Genomic DNA, 17,511 nt, shown 5'->3' on the forward strand with positions numbered 1-17,511 from the left:
AATATGACTTTGAAACCTTCAATAGCAGAATGAGTCAATCTTCAGAAGGTTAAACATATCTTAAAAATATAGCAATGCCATAAAAATCACCTTTACAAAAAATATACATCGTAAAAAAAGTGATTTTTTTTTATGAATTTGACAAAATTCCTTGAAATTAAAGGCCTTAAGGGGTAGGAATAGTAAGAAGGTATTTCCTGTTAAAAAGTGGGTTGTATAGGTATTGTTGAGGTAAAATGAAGGGGCTATAAGGTGAGAATGTAATTAACAAGGTTATCATCATGTTCCAACCCCATCTTTTTACGCAAACGATATCGTTTGATTTCTACACTTCGTGCAGAAATATTCAATAAAGGAGCTATTTCCTTTGAAGAAAGATTAAGTCTTAAGTACGCACAAAGTCGTATATCATTGGGAGATAAATTAGGATGTACTTTCTTAAGTTTCTTCAAAAACTTTCTATCAGCATTGTTGAAGGCTTCCTTAAATAGCTCCCAATCATCGTTTTGGTTTAAGTTCTTATCTATAATATCGATGATTGGTTTTACGGATTCTTTTTCTTCCACATTGGCCACAAGCTGCTCTTTGGCTTTGGATAAAAGTTCATTCTTCTTGATGATGCTCATGGTGGAGGCAGCCAATTCATTGCTTTTGTTCTGAAACTCTTTTTTGAGCTGCTCATTCTTAAGCTGTACTATCTCCTTCTCATTCTGTGCTCTGGCGAGCTCTATTTGGCGTTGGTTTTCCTCAATTAATTTATTCTGCCTTTTATGGTAATATCCTTTGTACAAATTATGAATCGCTACGCCCAAAAGAATTGCCCCAATAAGATATAGGGAGAACATGATATTGGAAAAATACCAAGGCCTAGCAATGATAAAAGAATATGAGGCTATGTTGGTAGATATTGTATTTCCTACTCGAGATCTTACTTTGAATGAATAGTCAGCGGAAGGCAGGTTTTTAAAGAATACCTTCGGTTCGCTCGACCACTCGCTCCATTCTTCATACAAACCTTCCAATTTGTATTGATATTGAGGTTTTAAAAACTTATTATACTCCGTTGTAAAGAATGATAGATTAATATTGTTCTGAATATCTTCAAATTTCCCCTCTTCCCGTTTGTCATGAATACTTTCTCCTCCTTGAATGTCTGTGGCCTGTATTTTATCAATTTCTACTTTGAATTCGGGGATTTTCAAATCATTGATTGAAACCGTAAAATACCCGGAGTTATTTCCAAACAGATAGGTATCCGCATTGGTAACCGAAATATTCTCATAGCCTACAATTCCATCCCTCATATTCTCCGTTAAAGGAATGGACTGTAGTCGCGGGATACCATCTAACTTTCCCTCCATAAAATATCCAATGTTGGAATCAGTTTGTACCCACAGATATTGATTTCGTTTGTCAACAATCAGTTTTCCTGATACATATTCATTCTCAGAAAAGGCCAGACTCAAGAGACTGTCTTTGATAAAAGCTTTCTGTTGACCATTATACCTGGCTATACCATTTTTGGAAGCATAGAGCAGTTGATCTTTGTATTTGACCAATCCGGAGTTAGAACCTTTGAGGACCGTGTCCACATCTACTTCTTTTGCAACAGAATACGAACTGTCGGCTTCTATTTTAAACACTCCTTTATACTCATGATTCACAAATATGTCAGCTCCGTAAAGTTCAACATATCTTGAAGAGTGTTCAAACCCTTGAATCTTGTTTTTAAGCCTCCATTCTGTTCCATCTTTCTCTAGAACGTATAATCCATCATAATTTCCCTGCAACAGTCTATTTGGGTAATCCTCAATATTTCGTACGGTCCATGTACCTTGAATGTTTGCAATTCTCTTAGCACTATTTCCATTTATAAGAAAAGTTCCTCTATGATGTCCACAAAATAATGTATCGTCAATTTCATTCAGGGACCAAACTTGACCTTGGGTGCCTTCGATGAGCGTAAAATCTGAAAGGTCATTTTTATTCTTATAAAACAGTCCTTGATTGGTTCCCAAATACATTACATCCCCTACAACTGCAGTAGCATATACGCTACCCACTACCCCACGTTTATCTTGGTATACCCTAAAGGGTGATTTCAGGTCGATATACCCTATTCCATTATCCATACCCAACCAAAGATTGCTTCTAGCGTCTTCAAACAAAGAAAGGATTGTATTGTTTCTTAATCCATTAATTTGACTGACATGGTGTAATAGGTTCCCGTTCCTGTTCAAATGTATAAGTCCGTGTGATATCGTTCCCAAAGCGAAAGTACCATCTCTTAGTTGAAGACTGGTATAGACACTAACCTCGGACAAAAGCTCATTCGCATCAATCTGCCATTTCACCAAATCTTCACCCCTAGATTGAAAAAAACCATGATCCCTAGTCAAAACCAAAAACTCATTCCCCTGACGAAAGATTCCTACAACTTCATCTTCGACCACTGTTTTATCATCAAAAACCAGAGAACCCTTTCCACTTTCTATTTTAAAAATTCCTTTGTTCTTCTTTTGAAAATAGATGTTTTGGTCCACGCTGAACAGGCTTGGCACTGTGGTCTCAGAATCAATATGATAAATGGAAGCGTCTTTTAGGTTATAAATGTAAATTCTAGCCAAAGACTGAAAGACTACCCAGTCTTCTATCTCCCAAATACTCCAAAATTCTTCATCAGGCAAAAAGTCATCCTTTATCTTATTGGAAAGTGAAGTATATTTTAATATTCCAAAACTATCCTTTTGCCAAAACCCAAATTCCATATAGGCTCCGGAATACACTCTATTTCCAACGGCTTTAACGGCGCGTATTACCGTTTCATTGGGAGAAGCATATTTTGACCATGAAGAACCATTGAATTCCAACAAACTTTTGTTGTTAGCGATGTATACCAGTTTGTTTTCAGATTGGGTAATCGACCAGTTTTGATTTTCTCCATTGTAGTCAACTGGCGCATAATTTTGAATAGGTGGCAGCTCCTGTGCAAAAAGACCAAATGAAAAAAGAACGGACAAAAACCTAAGGTACTTCACTATTCAGCAATTATTCTATGAAAAGGTAGGACAGCTATAGATTACTAAAAATAATATGCCCAAGAAGCCTTTTCTTTACACTTAAACTTACCATTTTTTTGCTCAACCCAGAAATCTCTAAAAATCCGAGAATACTTCTCAGTTCATAAAATCGAGCTTTAGACTACCTTTTTTAAAAAATAAAGTAGGTCCCCAGAACAAGTAAAGTAATTACACCTCCGGCCAGAAAAGCATACTTCCAAGGTTGAATGTCTATTTCGTCTGTAATTACCTCTTTTTGAGGTTCTGCCATAGGTTTCAACTTACCAACCAATAGCATGATACCTACATTAATAATGAAAAGAATACCCATAACGTGCAAAAAGTGAGGATACGCTTTAGCCTCTATAATACTTAATTGTTTTGGGTCGGTAATTCCATTGGCGGCCGCTTCTGCGAGTGCAGATTCAATCATTATCGGACTAATCACGAATTGACTTATTAAATACATCAAAACACCCGCTGTGAGAACAATTTTAGCTCCCAAAGCTGGAACTCTCTTGGTATAAATACCTACAACGACCACTGCAAAAATAGGAACACTTAAACTGCCCAGAGCTTCTTGTATATATGCAAAAAGGCTATCTGCCGAAGCGATAAATGGAGCTATGCAAACAGCCACCAAAGCAAGTACAAGACCAAAACGTTTTCCTGCTTTCACGGCCTGTAATTCCGAAGCGTCTTTTTTGAACAGCTGTCTGTATAAATCAAAACCGAAAAGGGTCGCGCTACTATTTAGCAGGCTATTGAAGGAACTCAAAACGGCTCCAAACAAAACGGCGGCAAAAAAGCCCAACAGTGATGCAGGTAGAACTTTTTGTACCAGTTCTGGATACGCCAAATCTGCGTTTGCCAAATCACCATCAAAGACATGCCAAGAGATTACACCTGGTAAAACAACTATTGCTGGAATTAGAAACTTTACCAATGCTGCTAACATTACCCCTTTTTGCCCTTCCTTTAGGCTTTTCGCACCAAAAACCCTTTGAAGAATGGATTGATTGGTTCCCCAATAATACATTTGGGCCAAAATCATACCTGTAAATATGGTCCCAAAAGGTATGGAAGAATCCACTTCTCCCTTCAACTCAAATTTTTCTGGGTGGTTCTCCCAAATTGTGATCAATCCTTTTCCAATGTCTCCGTCTCCAACGAGCCTCAATCCAAAGTAGGGAATCAAAATTCCTCCAATGAGCAAACCGATTGCATTTATAAGGTCAGAAACGGCAACCGCCTTCAATCCTCCAAATATTGCATAGATTGAACCTATAATACCTATACTCCAAACGCACAACCAAATGGTCTGGTTTTGACTTAAGTTCAGTAGACTGGGTAAATCGAACATAGAAGCAAATGCCAATGACCCTGAGTACAATATGGTAGGAAGCAAAACAAGACCATAGGCAAAAAGAAATAGAATTGAAAGTATGGCTTTGGTCTGTTTATCAAAACGATTTTGAATAAACTGGGGTATGGTTGTAATACCCGAACGCATATATTTTGGAAGGAGTATTAAAGCAGTCAATACCATAGCGATTGCTGCAAGCGTCTCCCAGGCCATTACTAATATCCCTTCGGTAAATGCCTGACCGTTGAGGCCCACTATCTGTTCTGCCGAGAGGTTGGTTAACAGTAAGGAACCGGCAATGGTTATGGCTCCAAGAGTTCTACCCCCTAGATAATACCCTTTTGCAGATTTTTCGTTTGTAGATTTTGTAGCAAACCAGGAGATTATGGCCACGAGCAATGTGAATCCCACAAAAGAGATAATCGATAGACTATTCATAAAAGTATTAGTTAGTATTTGGTTGATTATTAAAAGATGTCATACCTAAAAAGTGGTGGATAAGTTACATTTTTTTAGCGGTTATTGTGTCACAGGGTATTTTTTTTACCGTTTTAAGCGCCAATACTCACCTTGAAATTTTTGCTAAATCAGGTGTGCCATACATTGAGTCATGAGATTATTTGCCGACTTCCTAAATCAAAAAAAGGGTAAAAAAATATCAAAGAATACTGAGCTAACCGAATTAGTAACTGGTAGACCAATGCATATGACAACTGGCTAGAAAAAGTCGGGATTTTATTGCGCTTCGGAATACGATTTTTCGATGTTATCCACCCTCTTTCCGTAGCACTTCCAAGGGAGGGCTTTGTAATACGCTTTTGCTGTTCAACATTCCAATTAATAGCACCAGAATCAATATACTTGGCAAAACCACTAAAAACGGAATCGCAGACGGTACAAAGCTAACCTCGAAAACAAATTGTGCAAGTAGCAAGCTACCCAATAAGGACAATACGATACCTATACCTCCACCTAAAAGACCTAAATAAAAATATTCAAGTACGGTTATCCGAAGGATTTGTTTGTTTTTGGCACCTAAAGTGCGTAAGAGCACATTTTCCTTTATCCGCTGATATTTACTGGTTCTTACCGACCCAATTAAGACAATTATTCCTGTGAGGATGCTAAAGAATGCCATAAAGTTGATGACCCATGCTATCTTACTCAAAATATCCTCAATTACTGTGAATATTTGTCGTAAATCGATAATGGAAACCGTAGGAAACTTTTGGACAAGCTCACGTTGTAGCGAAGCCGATTTGGCCGCATCAGGAGCCTTTGTGGTCAATACGTGAAACTGGGGGGCTTTTTCCAAAACTCCGGAAGGGAAAAGAATGGAGAAATTGATTTGCATTCGTGCCCAATCCACTTCTCGAAGATGGGCCACTTGAGTTTCCATCAACACTCCTTGTACATTAAAAACCAAGGTGTCACCCACTTTAACCTGAGCGTCTTCGGCGACATTATCTGAGATGGAAATAGGAATAATACCATTTTCTTTTCGTTCAAGCGGCCAGGTACCAGCTACAGTTCTTTCCGATGGAACCAGCGAGTCTCTGTATGTTACCCGAAACTCGTGAAACAAAACCCATCGATTTTGGGTTGCCGTGGAATCCAGAATAAGTTCACGAACAGGACGGTCCTTGATTTCATGCATTCGCATAGTGATGATAGGAATATTGTTCAATACTTCAAGCCCCGAGGCCTCTATACTGTTGGCAGCGGCTAGCTTTTCGTCGCTTTGGACATCCATCATAATCAAGTTCGGAGTATCCTCAGTAGCATCAAGGGAAACCTGTGCCAAAAGAATATCCTTGGTAAAATAAAGAGTGCTTATCAAAAAAGTCCCTACCCCAATGGCCAAAATCAGTACCGTCGTCTGATTGTTGGGTCGGTATAAATTCAATAGACTTTGTCTGGAAGTAAATCCCCATGACGTTGGAAAATACTTTTTAATTGCTCGCATAAAAATGGTAGCAACTCCACCTAAAAGTGCAAAAACAACTAGGATTCCAATGACAAAATACAGGGCAAACTGAATACTTCCCAATAACCAAAAAGAGAAAGAAAAAATGAAAAGAACAATGCCCAATACCACCCATAACTGTGCTCTTCGTGATTTTTGAGATCCGTCCTCCTGGACACGTAGGACTTGTAAAGGTGATACAAACCATGTATTCAAAAGTGGCATTAAGGCAAACAACACGGATAACAATATACCTAATACCAGTCCGGATAGAAGCGCATTGGGCACAAAGGAAATCTGGACCTCAAACGGTAAGAAACCTTGTAGCAGCAATGGAAAGGATTGCTGTAAAAGCAATCCGCCCAAAACACCAAGTATGCCTCCAAAAAGTCCCATACCTGCAATTTGAAGCAGAAAAATGAAAAAGGTCTGTCTTCGGGTGGCTCCAATACATTTTAAAATAGCAACGGAACGTAGTTTTTCTTGAATATAGATATGTACCGAACTGGCTACACCTATGCAGCCCAATAAAAGGGCTATGAAAGCAATGAGGTTTAGGAATTTCCCAAAATTATCATAGCTTCTGCCCAATTGCTCTGCAGTACTGATATGGGTGTCCAAATCTGCATTTTCAACGTCGAGTTGGGGGTCAACTTGCTTATCCAACTCCACCAAATCTTGTTCAGGTTCGGCTACAAAATAATAATCGTACCCTACCCGACTGCCCACTTGTATCAACCCTGTAGCTTCAACGGCATTGTAAGGAATTATCACAGGTGGAGCTATTGATGCTCCTATCCCTGAGGTTCCCGGAGCGGAAATCAAAGTGGCCATAATGGGAAAAACTGAATTTCCCAATTTAATGGAATCCCCTACCTTCAATCCATATTGTAGCATTAAGGTGGCATCTACTAAAGCACCTCCGGTACCTTGGTATTCTTGAGCTGCCGCTTCAGGTGAGGTTTCCAATTCCCCATAAAATGGGTAATCTCCCTCAATCCCACGAACTCCTACCAATTTTGCATCCCCGCTTTTTGGAAAAACAGCCATTGAAGGAAATCCTACGGAACGTCCATCAGCTCCCCCAAGAGAGTCAATAATTGCCAATACCTTTTCGTTGGGGGTTTGATTGCTATCAATAACAAAGTCAGCACCCATCAAAGCCTTGGACTGAATCGCTATGTTTTCCTCTAGGTTCTCGCTAAAGGATTGTATAGATACTACCGCAGCAATACCCAATATAATGGAAGCCATAAACAACAGCAGTCTGCTTCCGCTGGCTTTGCTATCCCGCCAAGCCATCTTCAAAAGCCACCTCCAACCAGCTGCGGATTGTTTTTTTTGGGAATGCTTCACGATTCAATCAAAACTTCGTTCGATACCACTTTTCCTCCTCGTAATTGCAAAATCCGTTTGCATTTTTGAGCCAGTTCCAAATCATGCGAGACAATGACCAAAGTGGTATCCGCCTCTTGGTTGAGCTCAAATAACAATTCTATTACACGGTCTCCTGTATCTTGGTCAAGATTGCCAGTAGGTTCATCTGCAAAAAGAATGGAAGGTTTGTTTGAAAAAGCACGCGCCAAGGCCACACGTTGCTGCTCTCCTCCAGAAAGCTGGGATGGGTAATGATGGAGACGGTCGCCCAAGCCCACCTTACCCAACAATTCTTTTCCAATTTTTGAAGGACTTTTTGCCCCTTGAAGTTCTAAAGGGACAACCACATTTTCCAAGGCCGTGAGCGTAGGCAGCAATTGAAAGTTTTGGAAAATAAACCCAACTTTTTTATTTCTTAATTGAGCGCGCTCATCTTCGTTCAAACTCCCTAAATCCGAACCGCACAAATTCACAGCACCAGAATCTGCATAGTCTAACCCGGCACAAAGACCCAATAGTGTGGTCTTTCCACTACCAGAAGGTCCAATAATGGCGAAAGTCTCCCCTGATTCGATGCTAAAACTAATGTCGTCCAACACCGTTAATTGTTTCGAGCCACTTTTATAGGTCTTCCCTAGATGCTCGACGTTTAATATCTTTGACATAGCGTAATCGCTTCCTTTTTTCTTAAACAGGAAAAATAGGTAAATGATTTTAGTTTAAGGCCTTTATTTTATGTATGACCTCTTAAAGTTTCGTTATTTTTTATTGTTTTTTCTAATCATTTCTTGTCGTGATGCCCCTAAAAAATCCTCAGAGACGTTAGATACGAATGACAGTACAGAAAGCATTGTTACAGAAGAAACCTCCGAAAAGGTGATTCTCTTCTTTGGAGATAGTCTAACAGCAGGGTACGGTTTGGAGCTGGAAGAAGCTTTCCCAGCACTTATCCAAAATCGTTTGGATTCTTTAGGCCTGGAGTATACGGTAATCAACTCAGGACTAAGTGGAGAAACAACTTCAGGAGGGAGAAATCGTTTGGATTGGGTATTGAATCAGAAGGTAGATGTGTTTGTATTGGAATTGGGCGCCAATGATGGACTACGCGGTATTCCTTTAACGGAGACACTTAAAAATCTACAGGCCATGATAGATGTCGTCAAAAAGAAAAATGTTGATACCAAAATCATTCTTGCCGGCATGCAGATTCCGCCGAATATGGGACCAGAATATACCACTGAATTTCGTAAAATCTTTCCAGAGTTGGCAGAAGAAAATCAAATTGCTTTGATTCCCTTTTTGTTGGATGGCGTTGCTGGCATTCCTGAATTGAATTTAGAGGATGGCATTCACCCCACTCCAGAGGGGCATCAAATTGTAAGGGACAATGTTTGGTCCGTTTTGAAGACCGTAATTGAGTAGATGATTATTTTGAAAATAGCAATTTGGTTGCTTTAAGAATCTAGTAGAAAATAACTAAGACTACATCGAAAATCGGCCTAATCTGTATTTAATTTGGAGCTTGCAAAAGAAATTTGTCTTCTCATTATCTTATTCAACAATCAATGAAAATACACTTTGAATATATCCTCCTCTGTTTTCTTGTTCTAGGTGCAATTAGTTGTAAGACAGAACAAAAGGCTCAAGTCAGTCAAGGCTACCTCAGAATGATCGGGGATATATTGCCCGACACATCCTTAGATGATCCAGAATTCCTTACCTGCAATGGCGATGACAGGGTTATCCAATATTTCAATACATTGGAGGGTTTTAGGTATACTGGTGAAAAGAGCTCTTTTGTTGCGGAAATAAAGAAATTCTATAAACCAATTGAGAATGCCGAGGGACAAAGTGGATATTTGAGGATTAGGTTTATTGTGAATTGCAAAGGCGAAACTGGCAGGTTCCGAGTATTGTCCTCAGACCTAAATTATCAAGAAAAAGAATTTGACAGTGCGATTGTAAATCAACTTCTAGAAGTAGTTAAAAGCCTGAACGGTTGGCAGCCCCTATCCCATGAAGGGAAACCATTGGACTACTATCAATATGTTATCTTTAAGATTGAAAAGGGTAATATCTCCGAAATACTGCCATGAAACATCTATTTATCCTTCTTTTCCCCTTTATAACCCATGGTTCCTACGCCAGCCCAAATTGTGAAGCCTATAAACTGTATGGGGAAATGTCAAAGTATGAGGCCTGCAAGAGAGCGGAGGAATCCTTTAAATACTACCAATTCACGAGGGAATACCAAGAAATATTGGACGATGCCCTTGAAATTGATTCAACCTATGCCTACGCCTATCAGGCCAAAGGTTATGCGTACTTGAAAAGCGGGGATTTTTTGACTTGGGAAAAGCTAATGGGAAAGGCGGTAGAACTGGAACCGGCATCTTATTTAGGGTACAGAGGCTGGTGTCGATACCAGTTTTTTAGGGACTACAAGGGTGCAATTGAGGATATTGAACGTTTGGAAAGTCTCGTCAATGGTGATATAGGATTTGGACAGAATGGGGACTATCATCTCAAGATTGCACTTGCGCTCTGTTATAAGGCATTAGGCAATAAAACCAAAGCCATCGAAATAATAGAGAGCCAGTTGGCCAAAGAAGACCATTTCATTGGACTCTACGATTATCTGCATTTGGGCATACTATATTTAGAAACCAATCAATTTGAAAAGGCAATGGAAGCCTTTGAATTTCAAGAAAAGGAGAACACTCTAGCAGAGAATGAATTTTATTGGGCCTTAACTTGGAAGGAAAAGGGCGATTACGAAAAATACAGTCAGCACTTAGAAAAGTCACTAAGTCTATATGAAAAAGGCCGTCACATGTTCGACCCATACACTCATCAGATGGATAGGATATTTCTATCAGATATTGAAGCCGAGCGGAATAATGACTAGCTGTATCTTGTTAAAAGTATAATCGAACCATGAAATTCTTCAAGCCTCTTTACTGTATCGTATTGTTGCTCTCCCAGTTTGCGAATGGGCAAAACCTGGAGATAGGAGTTAGAAGTGGATTGAATCTATCTACCCTTAGGACAGGTGACAATTCTGGGACGGATTTTACTGGCTCCACGGAAGCTTTGACCAGATTTAGCATATCGCTAACCTCGGAATACACTTTTTCTGACCATTTTAGTTTGGATGGAAGTTTTGGCTACCAAGGCCGTGGCGGAAAGGATTTCGATGAAGAAAGTGTGCTAAGAATCGGAATTGACAATTTTGAACGTAAACTTGAGTATTTGAGCCTTTCCTTTCTTTTTAGATATTATCCTTTTAACACTGATAAGCTTAGACCTTTCTTAACCATTGGGCCTGGGTTTTCTTATTTAGTTTCTGCTCAAGAATTGGGAAATGAAATTGATGAAGAAGATGTAAAGAGCAAACTCGACATTTCTTCCATTGCAGGAATTGGAGTAAAATTCGCTCTGGAAAATGAGTGGAGCATTGAAGTTCTTGGCGGTATAGACAGGGGGTGGAACAAGACGCTTAGACAACGTAATCCTGTACCCACAAATGTGGTCTTTGAAAGCCTTTTCAATGAGGTCTTTTGGGTTTCGATTGGACTTAAAAAAACACTTTAATCATTTTAGTGATAAGAAAGCAAGGTGTTCAAAATCCTAGAAAATTCAATTAAAGGGTTCAAAAATGATTAAAACTGAAAACTTTGAAAAAATTGAGATTACCAAAGTTGAAGGGTTAAGACAATGGCTTCTAAACAATCATACTCAATCAGAAAGTGTATGGCTGGTTACCTATAAAAAAGAATCACGAGACAAATATGTTTCGAGATTGGAGGTCTTGGATGAATTGATATGTTTTGGTTGGATTGATGGGATACGTCGAAAATTGGACGATAAAAAGACTATGCAACTAATTTCTCCAAGAAAGGTTCAACACTGGGCCAAAAGCTACAAGGATAGGGCTTCGAAGCTGATTGAGGACGGTAGAATGCACAACTCTGGACTCAAGACGATTGAAAATTCAAAAGCGAATGGTCTCTGGAACTTTATGGATGACGTAGATAAGTTAATTGTTCCCGATGATTTGGCCCTTGCTCTTTCTAAGGACAAGAGTGCGCAAAGCTTTTTTAATGCCATTAACGATTCAAGTAAACGTTTTGTTCTAAGATGGATAAAACTGGCAAAGACCGATAAGACTAGAAAAAATCGTATCGATAAAATAGTCGCTCTTTCATCAAAGGGAGAAAAACTACCAGGAAGTTGAAAAGATGTTCAAGGTTAAATGCTCTACCCTTTACTGTACCATGTTGTTTTTCACAAAAGAAACTACGTCCGCTTCATATTTCTCCAATGCTTTTTTATCAGCACCTTGATATGCAGTGAAAGATATTGCATCGCCTCTTTTTACAGTTACTTTTTCAAGAGGTCCCTCGAACATTAAGTGGCCTGCATTTTCATAAAAGATATAATCGATTGGACGTTCTTTTTCTTTAAGGGATTGCATCCAATCTTCAATGGAAATTGGTGATGAAGGATATGTTCTTCGCCAAACATAGTCCGTCTCCGACTTTCCGGCCCAAGTATCCAATTCGCCAAAAGGAATAATTGTGGGAATGTTGTAGTCTCCTAAATCATATCCGGTGGCAGCCGGAGCCTCGGAAATGATTCCACGAACATTATCATTTTCAAGTGCACTTCCCGCATAAAGGACAATACGACCCCCGTTGGAAGCACCATAAAAGAATATATTCTTGTTGTCCCATTCATCGCTGCTATGTGCATATGCAACCGCGCCTTTAAATACTCCCCAGATAAGATTCTGTTTGCCCGTGTTGGTTACCCTACGAGTTACAAAGTTCCAGTCCAATCCATTCATTTCATAAGCATCAAAGGAAATAGTTGCGAATCCGTTCCGTCTAAACAGTTCGACACGGGCCCGGTCATCTTCCCTGAATCCTGCACCTCCGTGGGCATATACAATCACAGGAGGTCTTTCTACATTGTCAGGTACCCAAATTTCAACAGTTTCATGGCTCGTTTCAAATTCCGCAAATGGTCCAATAGTGGTATATCTTCCTCTTGACCCTATCTCTTTTAACTGAGATGATTGTGAAGTTACACTACAAGAAAACAAGGCTGTTGCAACCCAAAAGAAGAGTTTAAGTCTTTTCATATTGACAGATTTCTGTTTTGTATTCCATAGACTGACTTTATTTGCTTATGTTGCAAACCGGCAAAAGTGCAAAAAGGATAGCCAAACAATAGATTATGACCTTTAGAAAAGCTTTAAAAAGTGATATTGCTAAGATTGTTGAAATGATTGCAGATGACGAACTTGGTAAAACAAGAGAAAAATTTGTCAGCCCTTTACCTATCGAATACCACACTGCTTTTGAAAATATTGACGCTGATAATAACCAAGAACTTATTGTGGTGGAGAATGAAGAATCCGAAATTATAGGCACCTTGCAATTATCTTTTATTCAATACTTAACCTATCGGGGAGGAATCAGAGCCCAAATAGAAGCAGTCAGAATAAAGAGAGAATATCGAGGGAAAGGACTTGGAAAGATTATGTTTGAATGGGCAATAGCAAGGGCAAAGGAAAGAAAGGCTCATTTATTGCAGTTAACAACAGACAAAAAAAGACCAAAGGCAATCAAATTCTATGAGGATTTAGGCTTTAAATCTTCACATGAGGGGATGAAAATGCACTTAACCTAAAGTCCATAACCATGATAAAGTTTTTCCGTAGAATAAGGCTAAACCTTCTTTCAGAAAACAAGTTTCGAGATTATCTCTTATATGCCCCATTGGGGAAATTGTTTTGGTTGTCATAGGAATTCTGATTGCGGTTCAAATTAATGCTTTCAATGAATCAAAAAAAACAATGAAAAAAGAAACAATCTCAAAGAAAGATTGGTAAAGCAGATACGTTTGAATCAATTTCAACTTAAGGAATCCATTCAGGATTTGGAAAACCAGACAAATGGAATTAAAACCGTAATGCAGCTCATGGGGGACTCTAAAAACGAAATTGAATCAACGGTTGTAGATAGTTTAATAACCTTTGTGATTGAAGATCACCATTTCGGGCTGGACATGACGACGCTACAGGAAGCCCTTCAGAATGGTGAACTGTCCGTTCTAAAGGATAACGACCTTAGAACATCTTTGTATTCCCTCTTAAAGTATAATGAAAGGCTTGAACAAAGGGAAGAGATTGCGAACTACGATAACAATAACTTTAACATCCCTTTTCTCTATAAGAAAATCAATTCAAGAAACATTTCAGCAAGAGTAAATGGGGAGTACAGAGCGGAAATTGGATACTCCAAACTTGAGACCAATAATTTTGAATCTCTTTTTGGAAATAGGGAATTTGAGAATCTTGTCGAATCCAGACTTTATTATGCCAAAGAGATGATGACCAACTATCAAAAAATGGAAAGCTTTCTGGATTATCTTCATGATATCTTGGGTAAAAAAGAATAGTCTTTCTTTTACGATCTAAAAGGCAAAGTGAAAAACATACTTTCATTTGGCAGTAAATCTTTGAAAATCCAAATGTAGGATGGGTTCTTAGTCTGATTTGACCTTTTTAATTAGGGTAAGATAGTTGGTGAATTCTTTTTTGACATTGGGAAACAGAATCAACAGCCCAATCATGTTCGGAAATACCAGAGCCAATATCATGGCATCAGAAAACTTTATTACAGCATCAAGGGTTATAGCAGCACCCAATACGGTGAAAATCAGAAACAATATCTTGTACGTCAAATCGGTTAGTTTTCCACGACCAAAAAGATATTTCCAAGCTTGAAGACCATAATAGGACCAAGACAGAATAGTGGAAAAAGCGAACATGCAAACCGCTATCATCAAAACATATGAGGACCCTTTGATTGAACTTTCAAAAGCCATCGAAGTAATGTTGACACCTCCCAAACGGCTTCCATCCTGCAAAAGCGCCTGCCCATTCACCACATTTCCGTACACAAATGTACCATCCATGTTGAAAAGAATGATGACTATTGCCGTCATGGAACATACCAATACGGTATCAATAAAAGGTTCTAGAAGACCTACCAATCCTTCCGAAGCTGGATAAGCGGTATTCACTGCAGAGTGTGCTATGGCAGCTGAACCTGCTCCTGCCTCATTTGAAAATGCTGCACGCCTAAAACCTTGAATCATGACTCCAACGAATCCTCCAGAAATGGTCGCCACAGGTTCAAAAGCTTCAGATAGAATTAGGGTAAAGACATCATCGACCAATTCAATTTTTGAAAAAATGATAAAAAGCGCAGCGCCCACATATAACACAGCCATCAGGGGGACCACTTTTTCCGTCACTTTGGCAATACGCTTAATACCTCCTATGATTACAATTCCGGCCAAAATGGCAAAGACCAACCCAATCATACTTCCTGTGGAGGAACCAGAAAGTTCAAATAAACCAATAATTTGAGCAGCTGCCTGATTGCTTTGAAAAGCATTGCCCCCTCCAAAGGATGCACCTACGCAAAGTACAGCAAAAACAATGGCCAAGAACTTACCCAGATGCCCAAATCCTTTCTCTTTGAGTCCTCTTGAAAGATAATACATGGGGCCACCAAAAACCGTCCCGTCACCGTCAATATCACGGTATTTCACTCCGAGCGTACATTCCGCGAACTTTGTGGACATTCCCAGCAATCCAGCCAAAACCATCCAAAAGGTAGCCCCCGGTCCACCGATGGAAATAGCAACTGCCACCAAAGCAATGTTGCCAAGTCCAACCGTGCCCGATACTGCTGTTGCCAAAGCTTGAAAGTGATTGACCTCCCCTAAGTGACTCTCATCCTTGATAGTTCCTTTTAAGTCTCCATCCACTTCATGGACAACTGGTTTTAACTTTGGTCCTTGATGCTCCAATTCATCATATTTTCCCCTAACCACCTGAATGGCCGTTGGGAAATGACGAAAATTGACGAAACCAAAATAGAGCGTAAAAAACAAGGCTCCCAGAATTAGAATTATTAGTACCAAAGGAATTCCGGTACCAAATAAGGTCACTTCCGACAAAATCAGTTTTTCCCACCATATGGCAAAAGGCATAAAACCATCATTGATTTTATCATCCAGGCCTTTTTCGGTAGAGGAAGCGACTAATTGAAATGCAGATGGTAACCGCAAAACGAAAAAGAACAAAGTGCTCATAACCCAAAAATTTCTGGAATTTCAGTTACAGAATTGGATTATTCGATTTATGTCGGAAGGAATATTAAAATGTCAGTAACCTAAAAACTGACAAATGCAGAATTTACCCATTATTTTCGATGGTGATATTTTCTTTGGGTAACAGCAGTCTTATTTTTCTTTCTCTGTGTTCCGACATTTCAAACAGAGTAGTTTTCAGAGGAACAAAGTGCTTGTCTTTTGTCCAGGTCTGTTTGCCAAAGAGCCCATCCAACAAAGCTACCATAAGTCTTTTTAGTTCATTATGGTCATTGATATCATACGTTTTGGAGACATCAAAGTTTTTGGGTTTAATTTCAAGCCACCCATCGGTTTTATCAAGTCTTCGCTCGGCAAAAAGCTTAAATAGCGTATAAAGAGCCGGGGTGAGCGGTATCAATCTATCTTCATTTCCAGGAAATCCCTGTATCGAAACTTGAAAACTATCTTTATCACTACCTCTATCCTTTTTAAGAAAACGGAGTTTTAACTGATGTGGTGTGGGAATTACTGTTTCCGTAAGCTCCTTTACCCAACTTAGGGCGAGTGCAAAGAAAAGCATGATTAAAGATGTTTTAAATATTGCTGAGAACAACAGTAGGTTAATTGCGTCATCCAATAGTTTATAGATTTGAGCCAAAAGGGTTATGGCAATCGTGATTATCGAAAGCCATGCCAACAGTGGTAGTCTTCTTTTTTCAAAAGATTCCCAAAGCACAAAACCTAGAAAAAACAAAGTGAGTAAGGCATAATAGACATCCAATTCGCTAATTATTACCGCGTTACTGACGAGAAACATCTTATGGAGCGTGGGAAGAAGGGCAAACACAAAAGGAATTCCTATAATATAGCGCCAAAAACTAGACTTTATGAGAGGTGCAAATGGCTTGGGTAGATATCTAAACCATGGGAGGGCAAGGAGTATAAAAAGGCTGTTCAATAGTGAAAACACACTTTTGACCCCTTCCTTAAAATGCAGACCTAGTCCGATATCCTCCCAAGAAATAATTTCAATTAGACCGGAAACCGACCAACATAAAATTGAAAGTGCCAACCATACTTGGCCAAAATCATCTTGCTTTTTGCCAATATGATACCATATCGACAATAGTGCAAGAAATGCAAAGAGGCATACTGAAAACTGCCACCAACCATAGAAAGTGGAAACCTGAGTGGAAGAAACAATATCCAAATCTTACCGTATTTTATCAAAACCAAGCGAACTAGCTCAATTTCCAAATACTAAAGATATTTATTTTAAATAGAGAAGTTTCAATAAATAGTTCAGTTGGTGCCCACTTCTAAAAAATGTTTGGAGTAAAATGGAAATAAAAAAGCCCCATATATACTGGGGCTTTGAAGTGGTGATCGCGGAAGGATTCGAACCTTCGACCGTCTGCTTAGAAGCGTCTTTGGAAAAAAATCTTAAAACAGGAAATTTATTATAATTTATTGATTTTTAGTAACATACATAATTCTTCATGTCAATTGATATCGTTTGATATCAACCATTTGTTTGCAAATTGTTTGCAAATTTTTTTACTAACTTG

The 17,511-nt window shown here is 39.0% G+C and carries 15 protein-coding genes; 8 read left to right on the forward strand and 7 right to left on the reverse strand.

The features are described 5' to 3' along the window. Positions 1-245: 245 nt before the first annotated feature. From CLV81_RS18425 to CLV81_RS18440, 4 genes are all read right to left on the reverse strand, one after another. The gene (locus CLV81_RS18425) at positions 246-3,038 is read right to left on the reverse strand and encodes a helix-turn-helix and ligand-binding sensor domain-containing protein (RefSeq protein ID WP_106147130.1); all 2,793 of its coding nucleotides are present in this window, start codon (positions 3,036-3,038) and stop codon (positions 246-248) included. 172 nt (positions 3,039-3,210) lie between these two features. Beyond that, positions 3,211-4,863 carry a solute:sodium symporter family transporter gene (locus CLV81_RS18430; protein ID WP_106147132.1) on the reverse strand — a complete coding sequence of 551 codons (1,653 nt, stop codon included), beginning with the start codon at positions 4,861-4,863 and terminating at the stop codon, positions 3,211-3,213. A 328-nt stretch (positions 4,864-5,191) separates the two neighbouring features. Continuing rightward, entirely contained in the window at positions 5,192-7,693 is a 2,502-nt protein-coding gene (locus CLV81_RS18435; RefSeq protein ID WP_106147718.1) for an ABC transporter permease, read from the reverse strand. Between the two features lie 50 nt (positions 7,694-7,743). Then, entirely contained in the window at positions 7,744-8,433 is a 690-nt protein-coding gene (locus tag CLV81_RS18440) for an ABC transporter ATP-binding protein (RefSeq protein ID WP_106147134.1), read from the reverse strand. Positions 8,434-8,503: 70 nt separating this feature from the next. Here CLV81_RS18440 and CLV81_RS18445 point away from each other — a divergent pair, with 70 nt between their 5' ends. The 5 genes from CLV81_RS18445 to CLV81_RS18465 all read left to right on the forward strand — a co-directional run bounded on the left by CLV81_RS18445 (position 8,504) and on the right by CLV81_RS18465 (position 12,005). Further along, the gene (locus CLV81_RS18445) at positions 8,504-9,190 is read left to right on the forward strand and encodes an arylesterase (protein ID WP_106147136.1); all 687 of its coding nucleotides are present in this window, start codon (positions 8,504-8,506) and stop codon (positions 9,188-9,190) included. Between the two features lie 143 nt (positions 9,191-9,333). Beyond that, positions 9,334-9,864: an energy transducer TonB gene (locus tag CLV81_RS18450; protein WP_106147138.1), complete on the forward strand. Its 531-nt coding sequence runs from the start codon at positions 9,334-9,336 to the stop codon at positions 9,862-9,864. Next, entirely contained in the window at positions 9,861-10,676 is an 816-nt protein-coding gene (locus CLV81_RS18455; RefSeq protein WP_106147140.1) for a tetratricopeptide repeat protein, read from the forward strand. Before CLV81_RS18450 ends, CLV81_RS18455 begins: the two co-directional genes overlap by 4 nt. A gap of 29 nt (positions 10,677-10,705) precedes the next feature. Continuing rightward, a complete protein-coding gene (locus CLV81_RS18460; protein WP_106147142.1) occupies positions 10,706-11,362 on the forward strand; it encodes a porin family protein in 657 nt (218 codons plus the stop codon). Positions 11,363-11,426: 64 nt separating this feature from the next. Then, positions 11,427-12,005, forward strand: a complete 579-nt coding sequence (locus CLV81_RS18465) for a YdeI/OmpD-associated family protein (protein ID WP_106147144.1) — start codon at positions 11,427-11,429, stop codon at positions 12,003-12,005. A gap of 30 nt (positions 12,006-12,035) precedes the next feature. Here the strand turns inward: CLV81_RS18465 and CLV81_RS18470 are convergent, their stop codons facing one another. Then, positions 12,036-12,914, reverse strand: a complete 879-nt coding sequence (locus CLV81_RS18470) for a dienelactone hydrolase family protein (RefSeq protein WP_106147146.1) — start codon at positions 12,912-12,914, stop codon at positions 12,036-12,038. A 95-nt stretch (positions 12,915-13,009) separates the two neighbouring features. Here CLV81_RS18470 and CLV81_RS18475 point away from each other — a divergent pair, with 95 nt between their 5' ends. The 3 genes from CLV81_RS18475 to CLV81_RS18480 all read left to right on the forward strand — a co-directional run bounded on the left by CLV81_RS18475 (position 13,010) and on the right by CLV81_RS18480 (position 14,236). After that, positions 13,010-13,465 carry a GNAT family N-acetyltransferase gene (locus CLV81_RS18475; protein WP_106147148.1) on the forward strand — a complete coding sequence of 152 codons (456 nt, stop codon included), beginning with the start codon at positions 13,010-13,012 and terminating at the stop codon, positions 13,463-13,465. 103 nt (positions 13,466-13,568) lie between these two features. After that, positions 13,569-13,667, forward strand: coding sequence for a hypothetical protein (locus tag CLV81_RS20830; RefSeq protein ID WP_245912086.1), 99 nt, complete (start codon positions 13,569-13,571; stop codon positions 13,665-13,667). Between the two features lie 11 nt (positions 13,668-13,678). Beyond that, complete coding sequence (locus tag CLV81_RS18480; RefSeq protein WP_106147150.1) at positions 13,679-14,236, forward strand: hypothetical protein; 558 nt, start codon at positions 13,679-13,681, stop codon at positions 14,234-14,236. A gap of 87 nt (positions 14,237-14,323) precedes the next feature. Here CLV81_RS18480 and CLV81_RS18485 read toward each other — a convergent pair whose 3' ends face one another. Together CLV81_RS18485 and CLV81_RS18490 are read right to left on the reverse strand one after the other, a co-directional pair. Then, the gene (locus CLV81_RS18485) at positions 14,324-15,943 is read right to left on the reverse strand and encodes an alanine/glycine:cation symporter family protein (protein ID WP_106147152.1); all 1,620 of its coding nucleotides are present in this window, start codon (positions 15,941-15,943) and stop codon (positions 14,324-14,326) included. 103 nt (positions 15,944-16,046) lie between these two features. Then, positions 16,047-17,153 (reverse strand): hypothetical protein, encoded by a 1,107-nt coding sequence (locus CLV81_RS18490; protein WP_106147154.1) that lies wholly within the window; start codon positions 17,151-17,153, stop codon positions 16,047-16,049. Positions 17,154-17,511 lie beyond the last annotated feature (358 nt).

This window comes from Flagellimonas meridianipacifica (assembly GCF_003001695.1).
Classification (GTDB): domain Bacteria; phylum Bacteroidota; class Bacteroidia; order Flavobacteriales; family Flavobacteriaceae; genus Flagellimonas; species Flagellimonas meridianipacifica.